The 14707-nt window shown below is 69.7% G+C and carries 12 protein-coding genes; 8 read left to right on the forward strand and 4 right to left on the reverse strand.

The genetic code is table 11. The annotated features are described in order from the left end of the window. Positions 1-109: 109 nt before the first annotated feature. From C1I97_RS15775 to C1I97_RS15810, 8 genes are all read left to right on the forward strand, one after another. Complete coding sequence (locus tag C1I97_RS15775) at positions 110-1435, forward strand: polyketide synthase (RefSeq protein WP_258382587.1); 1326 nt, start codon at positions 110-112, stop codon at positions 1433-1435. After that, positions 1432-4680 (forward strand): ACP S-malonyltransferase, encoded by a 3249-nt coding sequence (gene fabD / locus C1I97_RS15780; protein WP_111003851.1) that lies wholly within the window; start codon positions 1432-1434, stop codon positions 4678-4680. Before C1I97_RS15775 ends, fabD begins: the two co-directional genes overlap by 4 nt. 25 nt (positions 4681-4705) lie before the next feature. Beyond that, the gene (locus C1I97_RS15785) at positions 4706-5929 is read left to right on the forward strand and encodes a cytochrome P450 (protein ID WP_111003852.1); all 1224 of its coding nucleotides are present in this window, start codon (positions 4706-4708) and stop codon (positions 5927-5929) included. A 65-nt stretch (positions 5930-5994) separates the two neighbouring features. Further along, positions 5995-6861, forward strand: a complete 867-nt coding sequence (locus C1I97_RS15790) for a 3-hydroxyacyl-CoA dehydrogenase family protein (RefSeq protein ID WP_111003861.1) — start codon at positions 5995-5997, stop codon at positions 6859-6861. Further along, the gene (locus tag C1I97_RS15795) at positions 6858-7148 is read left to right on the forward strand and encodes an acyl carrier protein (protein WP_111003853.1); all 291 of its coding nucleotides are present in this window, start codon (positions 6858-6860) and stop codon (positions 7146-7148) included. The genes C1I97_RS15790 and C1I97_RS15795 overlap by 4 nt, the downstream gene beginning before the upstream one ends. Further along, positions 7141-8250 carry an acyl-CoA dehydrogenase family protein gene (locus tag C1I97_RS15800; RefSeq protein ID WP_111003854.1) on the forward strand — a complete coding sequence of 370 codons (1110 nt, stop codon included), beginning with the start codon at positions 7141-7143 and terminating at the stop codon, positions 8248-8250. Before C1I97_RS15795 ends, C1I97_RS15800 begins: the two co-directional genes overlap by 8 nt. 18 nt (positions 8251-8268) lie before the next feature. Next, complete coding sequence (locus C1I97_RS15805; protein WP_111003855.1) at positions 8269-9375, forward strand: HAD-IIIC family phosphatase; 1107 nt, start codon at positions 8269-8271, stop codon at positions 9373-9375. A gap of 387 nt (positions 9376-9762) precedes the next feature. Further along, complete coding sequence (locus tag C1I97_RS15810) at positions 9763-10149, forward strand: hypothetical protein (RefSeq protein WP_111003856.1); 387 nt, start codon at positions 9763-9765, stop codon at positions 10147-10149. A gap of 99 nt (positions 10150-10248) precedes the next feature. Here the strand turns inward: C1I97_RS15810 and C1I97_RS15815 are convergent, their stop codons facing one another. From C1I97_RS15815 to istB, 4 genes are all read right to left on the reverse strand, one after another. Beyond that, positions 10249-10926: an O-methyltransferase gene (locus tag C1I97_RS15815; RefSeq protein ID WP_111003857.1), complete on the reverse strand. Its 678-nt coding sequence runs from the start codon at positions 10924-10926 to the stop codon at positions 10249-10251. 76 nt (positions 10927-11002) lie between these two features. After that, a complete protein-coding gene (locus C1I97_RS15820; RefSeq protein WP_111003858.1) occupies positions 11003-11764 on the reverse strand; it encodes a 3-hydroxyacyl-CoA dehydrogenase in 762 nt (253 codons plus the stop codon). A 361-nt stretch (positions 11765-12125) separates the two neighbouring features. Continuing rightward, the gene (locus C1I97_RS15825; RefSeq protein WP_111003859.1) at positions 12126-13502 is read right to left on the reverse strand and encodes an IS1380 family transposase; all 1377 of its coding nucleotides are present in this window, start codon (positions 13500-13502) and stop codon (positions 12126-12128) included. Positions 13503-13896: 394 nt separating this feature from the next. Then, positions 13897-14670 carry an IS21-like element helper ATPase IstB gene (gene istB / locus C1I97_RS15830; RefSeq protein ID WP_111003860.1) on the reverse strand — a complete coding sequence of 258 codons (774 nt, stop codon included), beginning with the start codon at positions 14668-14670 and terminating at the stop codon, positions 13897-13899. Positions 14671-14707: the final 37 nt, after the last annotated feature.

Here is a 14707-nt window from a genome sequence, read left to right on the forward strand (position 1 = left end):
ACTGTGGTGAGACGGCTCGCGGTGCTGTGGCCGGGCCACCACCACGGCCCCGGCCACAGCACCGCGAGCCGTCTCACCACAGTCCGGTGCCATCGACGACATCGCGGTCGTGGGCCTGTCCTGCCGCTTCCCCGGCGCTGGGTCCCCGAGCGAGTACTGGGACCTGCTGCGACACGGCCGTACGGCGCTGCGTCCGCTCCCCGAGGAGCGCTTCGGCGGGCTGAACGGCCACCACGCCGGGCTGCTGCCGGATGTGCTGCGCTTCGACCCGGAGGCGTTCCTGCTGTCGGAGGCGGACGTCACCGCCATGGACCCGCAGGCGCTGCTGCTCTTGGAGGAAGTCAACCGGGCCGTGCACCACGCCGGTTACCGGCCCGACGAACTCAAGGCGCGCCGCGTCGGGGTGTACGTCGGCGGCCGGGCGACGCGCACACCGGACGACACCCTGGTCGACCGTTCGAAGAACCCGGTGATGGTCACCGGCCAGAACTACCTGTCCGCCAACATCTCCCAGTTCTTCGACTTCCGCGGCCCCAGCGTCGTGATCGACACCGCCTGCTCCTCCGCTCTGGTGGCGATGGACATGGCCGCCCAGGCGCTGCGCGCGGGCACCGTCGAGGCGGCGGTAGTGGCCGGGGTGAGCCTGCTCGCCGACGACCGGGCGCACCGGATGTTCGCCCGACGCGGACTGCTCAACCCCGGTGCCGAGTTCCATCTGTTCGACCGCCGGGCCTCCGGCCTGGTTCTCGGCGAAGGGACCGGCGTGGTCGTCCTCAAGCCCCTGGCGGCGGCACAGGCCGACGGCGACCGGGTGCTGGCGATCCTCAAGAGCATCGCGATCAACAACGACGGCCGCACCCCGGGACCGGCCACCCCCAACCTGGAGGCTCTGAAGGGGGTGATGTCCGAGGCGCTGGCGCGCGGCGGCCACCGCCCCCAGGACGTCGGCTGGGTGGAGGCCAACGGCTCCGGATCCACCGTCACCGACCTGCTGGAGCTCAAGGCCGTCCACGCCGTCTACGGCACCGGCCCGACCCGTCCGGTGGCCCTCGGCTCGGTCAAGCCGAACATCGGCCACCCGCTGTCCGCGGAGGGCATCGCGGCGTTCATCAAGGTCGTCCTGATGCTGCACCACGCCGAACAGGTGCCGTTCGGCTCCGGACAGGAGCCCCTCCAGCACTTCGACCTGGCCGGCTCGCCGCTGTACTTCCCCAGGGAACCCGCGCCGTGGCCGGACACGGCCGCACTCGCGGCGCTCAGCTGCTTCGCCGACGGCGGTACCAACGCGCACGTTTTGCTCGCCCCCGCCCCCGAGCCCGCGCGGCACACCAGGACACCGCTGCCGGAACCCCCGCTGAACCGGAGGATCGTCATCAGAGGAACAGCCGAACCCCGGACCGTGACCAAGCGCCTTTTCTGGGACGACTATCGATGAACGCAACACAGCGCACCGTGTTCCTGTACCCCGGGCAGGGCTCCCAGTACTACGGCATGGGCAAGGAGCTGTACGACACTCACGAGGTGTTCCGTACGACGCTCCAGCGCTATGACGCCGTGGTCGCCGAGGAGCTGGGCGAGTCGGTGCTCGCGCGGATTTACGACCCGGCGAAGCCGAAGAACCATCCCTTCCTCGACACGCGGATCACCCATCCGGGCATCGTCATGATCGAGCTGGCGCTGACGGAGACCTTGCACGCGGAGGGCATCGAGCCGGACCTCGTCCTCGGTTCCAGCCTCGGCGAGTACGCCGCGGCCGTCGTCGCCGGCAGTCTCGACCCGCTCGACTGCCTGCGGGTGCTGGTGCGGCAGGCCGATGCGGTGCGCGGGCTGCCACCCGGCGGCATGCTCGCCGTGCTCACCGGGACCGACGTACTGGACCGCGTACCCGAACTGCGCGCCTGCGAGATCGCCGCCCACAACTACCCGGGCAGCTTCGTGGTCGCGGGCCCGGAGGCGGATCTGGCCCGTGCGGAGGCGGGCCTGCGCGCCGCCGACGTGCTGCACGTACGCCTGCCGATCGAGTACGCCTTCCATTCCCGCCTGCTGGACCAGGCGCTCGACGCGTGCCGGGAGGCCTTCGACGGAGTGGCGTTTGCGGCGCCGCGCATCCCCTGGGTGTCCTGTGTGGACGGCAAGCCGGTGACACGGGCGACCGCCGACCACTTCTGGCAGGTCGCCCGGCGGCCGATCGAATTCGAGCGAGCCCTGGCCGGCCTGCGGGAGACCGGCGACTTCCTCTACCTCGACCTCGGCCCGGCCGGCACCCTGCACAACTTCGTGACCCAGCTCCTCCCGCCCGGGACGCGTGCGCAGTCGTTGCCGCTGCTCAGCCAGTTCGAGAAGGACACCGACCTGCTCGACAGGGCCCGCGAGCGCGCCGCCCGCACGGCCCCGAGGACGGCGCCCGGCACGCCCGCACCCCGCGCCATGAAGGTCTACGGCTTTCCGGGCCAGGGCTCACAACGGCGGGGCATGGGCCAGGGACTGTTCAAACGGTTCCCCGAGGAGACGGCGATCGCCGACGAGGTGCTCGGCTGCTCCATCGAGGAGCTGTGCGTCAGGGATCCCGAACGCCGGCTCAGCCGTACGGAGTTCACCCAACCCGCGCTCTACGTCGTGAGCGCCCTGTCCTACCTCGACCGTGCGGCCCGCGATCCCGAGCCGCCGGACTGGCTCGTCGGACACAGCCTGGGCGAGTACGCGGCGCTGTTCGCAGCCGGGGTCTTCGACTTCGAGACCGGACTGAGACTGGTGCGGCGGCGCGGCGAGCTGATGGCCGCCGCCGACCCCGGTGCCATGGCCGCGGTGGTCGGGATCGACGAGGAGACCGTCCTGAGGGTGCTCGCGGACCCCGCCCTCGCCACCCTCGACCTCGCCAACCACAACGCCCCGGACCAGTTCGTCGTCTCCGGTCCCGGTGCGGACATCGACACGGCGTGCGCGGCCTTCGAAGCGGTTGGCGCCCGCATGGTCCGGCTTCAGGTCAGCGCGCCGCTGCACTCCCGCTACATGCGCCCGGTGGCCGAGCGGTTTGGCCGGTTCCTCGACGGCTTCACACTGCGCCCGCCGACGGTCCCCGTGCTGGCCAACGTCGACGCGCGGCCGTACACACCCGACACGGTGAAGGAACGCCTGACGGCACAGATCGCCGCCCCGGTCCGCTGGACCGAGACTGTCCGCACCCTGATGCGCCACGGCGACTTCGAGTTCGTCGAACTCGGCCCCGGCCAGGTGCTCGGCAAACTCGTCCAGCGCATCAGGACATCCACCGAACCCCTCCCGGCCCCCGCACCGGCGATCCGGACGCCACTGGCCGGCGAGACCCCGGCCGCCCCGGCGCTGTCGGCCGGCGAGACTCCGGCCGCCCCGGTGCCCTCGGTCACCCGGGACCCGGCACAGCACATCGCGCTCACGGCCGAGGACCTCGGTGCCCGGACCTTCCGGGAGCGGTACGGGCTTCGCCGCGCGTACCTGGTGGGGTCGATGTACGGCGGTGTCTCCGGTCCGGAGCTGCTGCGCGCGGCGGCCAAGGCGGGGCTCCTCGGCTTCCTCGGCAGCGGCGGACTTACCCCGGCCGAGGTCGAGGGACACCTGCGCGACTTGGGCCTCGACGGCGGATTCGGCGTCAACTTCCTCCATCGGCACGGCGTTCCGGAGCAGGAGGCGGCCCTGGTGGACGTTCTGCTGCGGCACGGTGTGGACCTGGTGGAGGCGTCCGGCTTCCCGCAGATCACCGAGGACCTGGTGCGCTTCCGGCTCAAGGGAGGCCGGATCATCGCGAAGGTCTCCCGGACCGATGTGGCCGCCGCGTTCCTCGCCCCGCCTCCCGAGCGGCTGGTCGCGCGGCTGCTGGCCACCGGCGCGGTGACCGAAGCCGAGGCCGCCGCGGCGGCGTCCCGCGCGATGGCCGACGACCTGTGCGTGGAGGCGGACGGCGGTTGGCTGTGCGGCACCGCCGATCCGCTCACCCTGCTCCCGGCGGTGCTCCGGCTGCGCGACGAGACGGCCCTGCCCGGCCCCCGGGTGCACGTCGGCTGTGCCGGCGGCATCGGCACCCCGGAGTCGGCCGCCGCGGCCTTCCTGCTCGGCGCCGACTTCGTGATGACCGGGTCGGTCAACCAGTGCTCGGTCGAGGCCGCCACCAGCGACCAGGTCAAGGATCTCCTGCACCAGGCGCACGAGTACGACGTGGCCACCGCGCCCTGGAGCGAGCTCTTCGAACTGGGCGTCCATGCACGCTACTTGAAGCGAGGTCTGCTCTTCCCGGCCCGGGCGTACCGCCTGCACGACCTGTGGCGCCGGCACGCCTCCTTCGGCGGGCTCGACGACGAGAGCAGAAGGCAGATCCTCGACCGCTACCTGGGCGGCGCATACCGCCCGCCCGTGGACGCGGCACCGGGTCCGGACGCGAAGGCGCAGCTGGCGAACTTGTTCCGGGGCTACTTCGCACGCGGCTTCCGCCTCGCGGTGACCGGAGACCAGCAGGCCAGGGCCGACTATCTCGTCCACTGCGGACCGGCGATGGGCGCCTTCAACCAGTCGGTCGCCGGCACGGAGCTGCACCCTTGGCGGGTCCGGACCATCGAAGCCATCTCCCACGTCCTCATGGAAGGCGCGGCGGCGCACATCACCGACCGGCTGCGCAGTTTTTACGAGACGCAGCGGAACCGAAGCCAGTGACACCGGAGAAGGAAACCGTCGCGCAGTGAACACCGTGCCGCAGGACCAGCCCTTGATCTACTACCCGTTCACACCGGAATTCATGGAGGACCCCTATCCGCACTACGCGGAGCTGCGCAGGCATGTGCCGGTGCACGAGCACCCCGGCGGCTTCTGGATGCTCTCCCGCTACGCGGACGTGGACACGCTGCTGCGTTCCGGGCTCTCCGTCGAGCAGCGCCATGTCGCCCCCGGGCCGTTCCGTGACGCGTACAAGAAGGCAGGCGTCACCGACAAGCCCCGCCTGAAGGGGCTCGCCCTGCTGGACCTGGACCCGCCGGCCCACACCCGGCTGCGCAAGCTGGTCACCAAGGCCTTCACCGCGCGGGCGATCAACGCCCTGGAGCCGATGGTCCGCGCCCTCGTCGGCGAGGCACTCGACGGCATCGCGAAGGCCGGCGGCGGCGATCTGGTCGAGTCGCTGGCGTTCCCCCTGCCGTTCACCGTGATGACACGGATGATGGGGATGCCCCCGATCGACACCCAGCACCTGCGCATGCTCACCAGCCTGCTGATGCGCTCTGTCGAGCTGACCACCGACCCCGAGGTGATGAGGGTCATCGAGGCCGCCGACGCGGAGATCTTCGAGCTGATCAGCGACGCCGTCTCCCGCAAGCGGCGCGACCCCGGCGACGACCTGCTCACCGCGCTCATCGCCGCCGAGGAGGACGGGGACAAGCTCACCCACGACGAGCTGGTCGCCCAGGTCACCATGCTCTTCGTCGCGGGTTACGAGACGACCGTGAACCTGATCTCGGGCGGCGCCCTTGCCCTGCTGCGCAACCCGGACCAGCTCGAACTCCTGCGCGCCAGGCCGGAGCTGGAGGAGAACGCGGTCGAGGAGATACTGCGCTACGACCCGCCAACGCACACCAGCAGGCGGGTGACCCGGGAGCCGTACCACGTCGGCGGGTACGAGATCCCCGCCGGGTCGATCATCCTCGCCAACCTGGCGGGGGCCAACCGCGACGAGGCGTTCTGGGGGCCCGACGCGGAGGAGCTGAAGCTGGACCGGGCGAACGCACGCCGGCATCTGTCCTTCGGCGGCGGCATGCACTACTGCCTCGGCGGCATGCTGGCCCGCATCGAAGGCAGGGTCGCGATCAGCGAGCTGGTCCGCCGCTTTCCCGGCCTGAGTCTGGACGGCGAGGTCAGGTGGAACGGGCTGCTCACCCTGCGCGGGGCGGCACGGCTGCCCATCCGGGTGTGAGCGGTGTGGGCGAGAAGAGCGAGGTTGCAGGCGGCCACGGCCGCAGTGAGGAGGACCGCGTCGCCATGACGCAGGAAACGACTGCCCATCGGGTCGCCGTGGTGGGCGGGGGAGTGATGGGCTCGGGCATCGCCGCCCTGGTGCTCGGACACGGCATCCCCGTCGTCGTCGTGGACGTCGACCAGGAGATGCTCGACGACGCGCGGGCCAGAATCACCCATCAGCTGCGGCACGCCCAGCTGATGGGTGTGCTCCCCGTCGGCCGAGCCCCCGGCGAACTCGGCACCACCGTGTCCCTCGCCGACACGGCAGAGGCGACTGCCGTGATCGAGGCGGTGACCGAGTCGCCCGCCGTGAAGGCCAAGGTGCTGGCCGAGGTGTCGGCCGTGGTGAGGCCCGGCACCCCGTTGATCACCAACACCTCCGGCATTCCCGTCAGCGAGCTGGCCGCGTCCACCGCCCGGCCCGAGGACCTCATCGGCACCCACTTCATGAACCCGCCCTACCTGATCAGGATGGTGGAGGTGAGCCGGGGCCCGCGCACCGCCGACACGACCGTCGCATCAGTGGTCGCGTTGCTGACCGCCGTGACCCGGCGCGCGGTGCTCGTCCAGGACGCGCCGGGCTTTGTGACCAGCAGGCTGCTCCACCCGATGATCAACGCCGCCGCGCGGATCGTCGCCGAGGGCACCGCCACGGTCGAGGCGGTCGACGAGCTGATGGAGGGCTGCCTGGGACATCCGACGGGGCCGCTGCGCACCGCCGACCTGATCGGGCTGGACAACCTGGCCGACTCCCTCGCCGAGCTGCACGAACGCACCGGCGACGAGGCGTGCAAACCCTGTGACCTGCTGCTGGCAAAGGTGCGCGGCGGCGAACTCGGCCGCAAGTCCGGCCGCGGTTTCTACGTATACGGAAAGGACATGGCATGACGACCGAACAGAACACCGGCAACCTGACCGCCGAATCGATCGAGCAGGCGCTGCTGAGCTTCCTTGAGACGAGGACGAAGGCCTCGGTGTCGCCGACACAGGAACTCTTCGCCTCCGGACTGGTGTCCTCGATGTTCGCGATGGAACTCGTCGTCCACCTGGAGCAGAACTACGGGATCGCCATCGTCGGCTCCGATCTCAAGACGGACAACTTCCGCACAGTACGGATGATGACGGAACTGGTGCTCCGGCTGCGCGGCGCGTCCTCGGCGGTCGGTGATGCCTGAGCTGCCGGCCGACGGGTTCAAGGTCATCGACGAACTCGTCGGCGACCAGGCCGAGGCGTGGGACCTCGCCGGGCAAATTCCCCGGGAACTGCTCCGCGAACTGGGCGCCGCCGGACTGCTGTGCGCCCAGGTCGGCACCGCGCACGGCGGGCGCGGTCTCGGCAGCCACGCCAACGGGCTGCTCACCGCGCACACGGGCAGCCTGTGCAGTTCGCTGCGCAGCGTGATGACCTCGCAGGGCATGGCGGCCTGGACCATCCAGCGGCTGGCCGACTCGGACCAGTCCGCCGCCCTGCTGCCCCAGCTCGTCAGCGGCCGCCTGGCGGCGGTGGGGTTCAGCGAGTCGGAAGCGGGCTCCGACCTGTCCACGATGAGCACCGAGATCCGGTTCTACGGCGACTCGGTGGTCCTCGACGGGCACAAGGTGTGGATCACCGGTGCGCACTACGCGGACCTGCTGATCGTCTTCGCCAAGTGCGACGGCGGCGCTGCCGCCGTCGTGGTGCCCGCCTCGGCACCCGGCGTGCGCGTGGAGCGGGTCGCCGACCCGCTGGGATGCCGCGCCGCGGGGCATGCGCATCTCCGCTTCGACTCGGTGCGGCTGCCGGCCTCCAGCGTTCTCGGCGGCCCCGGCATGCCCCTGCCGCTCCTGGTCACCACCGCGCTCGCCTACGGCCGGATCTCGGTCGCCTGGGGCTGCGTCGGCATCCTGCGCGCATGCCGCAACGCCGCCGCGCGGCACGCCAGGACCCGGACCCAGTTCGGCAAACCGCTCACCGAGCACCAGCTCGTGGCGCGGCACCTCGCCGACCTGTTCATCGCCGAACAGACCGCGACCCAGGCCTGTACGCACGCCAGCGCCTGCTGGGACGCCGGCTCGCCCGACCTCGTCGTCGCCACCGTGCTCGCCAAACACGTCGGCGCCCGCCACGCGGCGCAGGGCGCCGCCACGGCCGTACAGGTGCTGGCCTCGGCGGGAACGCGGGACGGCCATGTCGTGGCACGCGCGTACCGGGACGCGAAGCTGATGGAAATCATCGAAGGCAGCAATGAAATCTGTGAGCTGATTCTGGCCCAGCACGCCGTCGCGACGGCGGACTGACAACCTGTGGAGTGATGCATGCCTGAAACGCCGACCACGGTGAAATGCCTGGTCTGGGATTTGGACAATACCCTGTGGCAGGGCACCTTGCTGGAGAACGACGAGGTGCGCCTGCCCGACGAGATACGCGAGTTGATCGTGACGCTCGACTCCCGGGGAATTCTGCAGTCGATAGCGAGCAAGAACGACTACGACCTCGCCTGGTCGAAGCTGGAAGAACTGGGTGTCGCCGAATACTTCATAGTGCCCCGGATCGGCTGGGGTCCGAAGTCGGAGGCGGTCCGCGCGATCGCCGAACGACTGAATTTCGCGCACCGCACCATCGCGTTCATCGACGACCAGCCCGCCGAACGGGCCGAGGTCGCGTTCCGTCTGCCCGAGGTCAGGTGCTACGCCGCCGAACAACTGGCGGAACTGCGGGACTTGCCCGAGTTCAGTCCGAAGGCCGTCACCGTCGACTCCCGGCGCCGCCGCCAGATGTACCAGGCCGGTATCCAGCGCGAGGCCGAACAGGTCGCCTTCAGCGGCCCGGACGGGGAATTCCTCCGATCGCTCGACCTGGTCATGCAGATCGACAGGGCCAGCAATGAGCAGCTGTCCCGGGTCGAAGAACTCACCTTGCGCACCAGTCAGATGAACGCGACCGGAGTGCACTACTCCGACGCGGCGCTGCGCGGCCTGCTGACGGACCCGGACCACGAGGTGTTGGTGACGACCATGAGCGACCGTTTCGGCCCGCACGGCGCGGTCGGCGTGCTGTTGCTGGCGATGCACCCGGGCACCTGGCATCTGAAGCTGCTGGCCACCTCCTGCCGGGTGGTCTCCTTCGGGGCCGGCGCCGCGATCCTCAACTGGCTGATCGACCAGGCCGCTCGGGCGGGCGCGCATCTGGTGGCCGACTTCCGGCCCACGGACCGCAACCGCATGATGGAGATCGCCTATCGGTTCGCCGGGCTCACGGAAGAGCGCTGCGCGTGCCGGGACGCGCTGCCCGAGGCGGGCACCAAGGACCTCCAACGGCTGCATCTCGTCCCGGGTCCGCGCGAGGCGCACGCCGCCATCCGGATCACCGCGCCGGATCTGGCCGCAGGCCGTCGAGTCACCACGGCCGGGCCGGTGCGCTGATCCTCACCGTGTCTTCACGGGTCTTCGGACTTGAGCGGGGTCTGCCTGCAGTCGGCCTGCCTCGTCGTCACGGACGGTGAGGCCGGGGCGAGTCGACCCCGGACGCAGGATGCCCGTGGTCGTGGGTGATCATGGCTGTCCTCTACGCAGCTCGATCACCTGGACACACGGGCTTGGACAACGATACGACGTTGCTGCTCGACCTGGACGGCCTGGCCGTGGCGAAGGTCGAGCGGCTTGCTGATGGCACCCGGTGGGCGCGCCTGACCACCGCGGACGAGGCCGCTCGGGTCTGTCCCTCCCGCGGGTGTTCGCCGTACGCGTCAAGGGCTTCGTGCAGACCCGCCCACGGGATCTGCCCTTCGGCGAGCGGGGGCTGGAGCTGGTATGGCCTGCATGCGCCGCTTCGACCAGGAATGCTTCCACCGGTTCGTCAAGGGCCGCCTCGGCCTGGGCGCCGCCCGCCTGGATTCGGCCGAAGCCGTCGACCGGTGGACAGCCCTCGTCCTGGCCGCCTACGCGCAGCTGCGTCTCGCCCGAGACCTCGCCGACGATCTCCGCCGCCCCTGGCAGGCCCGCCTGACCCACGGCACCACCCTGAGCCCCTACCGGGTCCGGTTGGGGTTTCGCCGCCTCCGCGCGAAACTCCCCGCGATCACCAAGCCGCCGAAACCCCGGCCCGCCGGACCGGGCCGCCCCAAGGGCTCACGGAGCAGGCCGAAACCTCCCCGCCCCACCTGCAGACCCCCGGCTGGCTCTTGTCACCCGGCGTGACCGGGAACTCAAAACGCAAGGCTTCCGCAGCCCCGCCAACCAACTCCTACGCACAGGCTTCGTCACCACCCGTCGAGCTCGCGGACACCTCCACCCCGCCTAAATTCGAAGACCCGTCTTCTTGCGCGCCAAGGTGATGCCGTCGGCCATCGGGAGAAGCGAGATCTCCACCCGGTCGTCGTCGCGCAGCAGCAGATTCAGTTCACGGATGGCAAGGGTGTCGCGATCCTGGGCGGACGCGTCGACCACCCGGCCGAAGAAAAGAGTGTTGTCCACGGCGATGAGCCCGCCGGGGCGCACCAGTTCCAAGGCCAGCTCGTAGTAGCGACGGTAGTTGACTTTGTCGGCGTCGATGAAGACGAGATCGAGAGTGTCCGCCCCGGACTCGGCGACCAGCTTGGCAAGCGTCTCGGTGGCCTCGCCGATCTGGACATCGATACGGTCGGCCACGCCTGCCCGGGTCCAGTATTCCCGCGCGATCGCGGGCCATTTGTCACTGATGTCGCAGGTGATCAGCCGTCCGTCCGGCGGTATCGCGCGTGCCATGCACAGGGTGCTGTATCCGGTGAATGTCCCGATCTCCACGACATTCCGCGCTCCGATCAATCCGGTCAGAAAACCCAGGAACTGTCCCTCCTCGGCCATGACCTGCATCGCGCGCCCCATGGGCAGCGCCGCGGTGAACTCGCGCAGATCGCGCAGAATCTCGTCGTCTCGCAACGACACGTCGCGCACATAGGACAACAGGCGCTCTGAGGAACCGAGTTGATCTGCCATGTCTTCAACGTACGGCCGGGCCGCAATGCCGCGCAAGGGAGCGCGGATTAGGGGTACCGCGGATTGGCGGCATCGGCTATCTCGGTGCCATCCGCAGAGCGCCGTCGAGCCGGATCGTCTCCCCGTTGAGCATCGGGTTCTCCACGACATGCGTCACGAGTGAGGCGAACTCCGCCGGATCGCCCAGCCGGGCCGGATGCGGCACCTGCCGGCCGAGCGCCTCGAGCGCGGACTCCGGGAGGGGGGCGAACATGGGGGTGTGGAAGAGCCCCGGCGCGATCGTGACCACCCGGATCTTCCACTCGGCGAGGTCACGGGCGATCGGCAGGGTCATGGACACGATGCCCCCCTTGGACGCCGCGTAGGCGGCCTGCCCGATCTGCCCCTCGAACGCGGCCGCCGAGGCGGTGTTGATGATGACACCGCGTTCCCCGTCCTCGTCCTCGGCCTGAGCGATCTGTGCCGCGGCGAGGCGGACGACGTTGAAGGTGCCGATCAGATTGACCTGGACGACCTTGCTGAAGGCCCCCAGGGGGAAAGGCCCGTTGCGGCCGACGGTCTTCGAAGCACTGCCGACGCCAGCGCAGTTCACCACGGTACGCAGGGGACCGAGGCTCTGCGCGCGGTCGATCGCGGCGGCGACATCGTCCTCGTCGGTCACGTCTCCGGGCGAGAACACCACCCGCTCGCCCAGCTCCGCCTCGATCTGCTTGCCCGGCGAGGAGGACCGGCCGACGACGACCACGGACGCGCCCCGCTTGTACAGTTCGCGCACTGTTGCCAGGCCCAGACCGGATGTTCCGCCGGTAACCAGTGCAACGCTTCCTTCGATCCGCACGTGTTCCCCCGTTGCATACTGTGATGTGACGAGTCTGCTGTGATGGATGGACAATCACATACCCACAAGGGACCGGGCGCTGCAGATTGCCATATGGTCCGATGACTATCATAGTTCCCGGCGATCATGTTGGGCGACCAATGGGGCGGTTGCCATCGAGGTCGTGCAGTCGCATGACCACCTCCTTCTCCTCGGAGACTAACCTCGGCATTTCATGACGGCTCGTCAGTGTGACTGGCGGGCCGTTTCGCTTGTCGGGCTGGTGATGGGCAGGCTGAGGGCCCGGCTGTCGCGTCGGGTGGGCGCCGGGTTCCACGGCTCCGGCGGGATGGTGCTGCTCGCAGGGGCGGAAACGTGCTGGTCAGCCGGGGTCTGGGAGGGTGTTGAGCCGGGCCAGGGCTTCCGTGATCAGGTGGGTCCAGGGCCAGTGGTGGGCGAGGCGGAGGTAGCGGCGTCGGCCGGTGGTGACGAGCTGGGCGGCGGCGGAGAACAGCCGCAGGCGGAGTCGGCGGGGCTCCCAGAGCCGGGCAGGACCGGTCAGGGCGAGCATCGGCATCCAGGCCAGTAGCTCGAGGGCGATCTGGACGATCTCCAGCCAGATCCGGTTCTGTGCCATGTCGTGGAGCGGGAGGTTGCGCAGGCCGGTGGCGCGGGCGGCGCGGATGCGGTCCTCGGCGCGGGCGCGCTGGCGGTGGCGCAGTTCGAGGGCGGCGATCGGCACCTCCTTGGTGTTGGTGGCGAGGCAGGTCAGCCGCATCCCGTCGGCGTCGGTGAAGCGCAACTGGGCGCCTGGATGCGGGCGTTCCTTGCGCACGATCAGCCGCATCCCCGTCGGCCAGCCTTTGAGGCAGTCGCCGTCGAGTTCGGCCACCCAGGCTCCGTCGCGGATCTCGCCGCCCGGTTCGACGGCGGCCGTCCAGGCGGTGGCCGGGATGCGGAGCACCGCGGCGTGGATGGAATCGGTGATGGTCATGCCGACTGAGTACGACAGCCACCGGCCACGCCGGGCCAGCCAGGCAACGAACTCGTGGGTGCCGCCGCCGGAGTCGGTACGGATCAGCGTCTGTCGTCCGCGCCGGTACTTCTTGGGCAGCTGAGCCAGGGCCAGCCTCGCGGCGTCGATGTGGTCGGCGGCGGTGTTGCTGCCCGCGTTGCCCGGCCGCAGCAGACCGGCCACCGGCTCCCCGCTGCCGCCCCGGCCGTGATCGACGAAGCCCATCAGCGGATGGTGCCCGAAGGTCTTCTTCCAGGTCGCGGCCGCATCTTGCTTGTCGGAATGTGCGATGACGAGCACTCCGTCGAGGTCCACGATCAGCTGTCCGCCCGCGTCCGGAGCCGACGGGCCGGCCAACTTCCACACCCGCTCGCGGACTTCAGCCCGTGCCGTCCTGATGGCCTCAAGGGCCATCGGCCCGGCCGAGGCGAGGGCGTCGACGAGGCGGGAGACGGTCGGGTCGGAGGCCACCGGCCCGAACACGCCCGGCTCGGCCCGCAGCATGCCCACGTCTGCGAGGCAGTCCCCGCCCAGCGCGACCGCCAGGGCCACGTCCAGCAGGATCTTGCCCGGATCGTGCACTGTCCGCGGCTTGCGCCAGGGCGCCAGCGCGGTCGATATCGCCTGATCCAGCCCGCTCTTGCGGGCAGTCTCCACCAGCAGCACGCCGCCCGCATGGCCGACCACTCCACGGCCACCGCCCTCGACGCGGACACGCGGGTAGGACCCGATACGCTTCTTCACCTGGGAAGTGCCTCCGGCGGTGGCGGGAACAGGGACCTCAGCAATCCTCATTCTCGCTGGTCAGAGGCACTTTCCGCTTTCGTGATCACCAGTCGGACAGCCCGCCTCGTGAAAGCGCGAGGCTAAGGGCTTGCCGATCATCAAGGTGTCGTCTTGATCTTGCCGTTGGGGCTGTCGCTTTGGACAGTGACTCTGGCGTGAAGGAGCAATAGTCAAGACCTGTGGATCGGTTGACTCGCGGCTCTCAGCGCGAGCGCTGCTGCTCGAGGGTGATCCTCGCGGGATTGCGGATCCGCTTGGTGCGCCCGCGCTCAGCGAGGATTTCGAGGGGTGTCGGCGTACGGGCTGTAGTGCAGAGGTATGTACGGGCTGATGTGCAGAGCTTGAGTCCGGGTCAGCTGACGGCGGTGATGCCGCCTTCGATGGCGGTGAGGCGGTTCTTCAGCCGGTAGCTGGCGCCGTTGATGGCGAGGATTTCGCAGTGGTGGAGGAGGCGGTCGATGATGGCGGTGGCCAGGACGTCGTCGCCGAAGACCTGGCCCCACTCGCTGAAACTTTTGTTCGAGGTCAGCAAGGTGGAGCCCTTTTCGTAGCGCTTGGAGAGCATCTGGAAGACGAGGTTCGCCTCGTCACGTTCCAGCGGGAGGTAGCCGACCTCGTCGACCACGAGGACGTTGGGCCGCAGGTAGGTGCGGAGTTTGCTGGCCAGGCGGCCGATGGAGTCGGCGGCTTTGAGCTGGCGGACCATGTCGTCCAGGGTCGTGAAGTAGATCGTGTAGCCGGCCCGGCAGGCGGCGACCGCCAGGGCGACCGCGAGGTGTGTTTTTCCTACTCCCGGCGGCCCCAGCAGAGCAACGTTGGCCCTGGCCTCGACGAACGCGAGGGTGGCCAGGTCCTTGACCTTCCGGGGGTCGAGTTCGGGCTGGTAGGAGAAGTCGTACTCCTCGATCGTCTTGTAGTGCGGCAGGCGAGAGAGCCGCAGGGCATGGCGGAAGCGGCGCTCTTCACGGACGGCGAGTTCTTCTTCCAGGACCAGGTCGAGGAAGTCGAGGTAGGCCATCTGACCGGCGTCGGCCCGGCCGACGTACTCAGCCAGCGACTGAGTCAGGTGGGGCAGGCCGAGCTTGGTGGCGGTGGCGCGGATCCGGGCGGTGACCAGCTCGCTCAACGCGTGTCCTTGGGGTTGATGGGGGCGGGGGTGAAGG

This window comes from Streptomyces sp. NTH33 (assembly GCF_003236365.1).
In the GTDB taxonomy this organism is placed as follows: Bacteria; Actinomycetota; Actinomycetes; order Streptomycetales; family Streptomycetaceae; genus Streptomyces.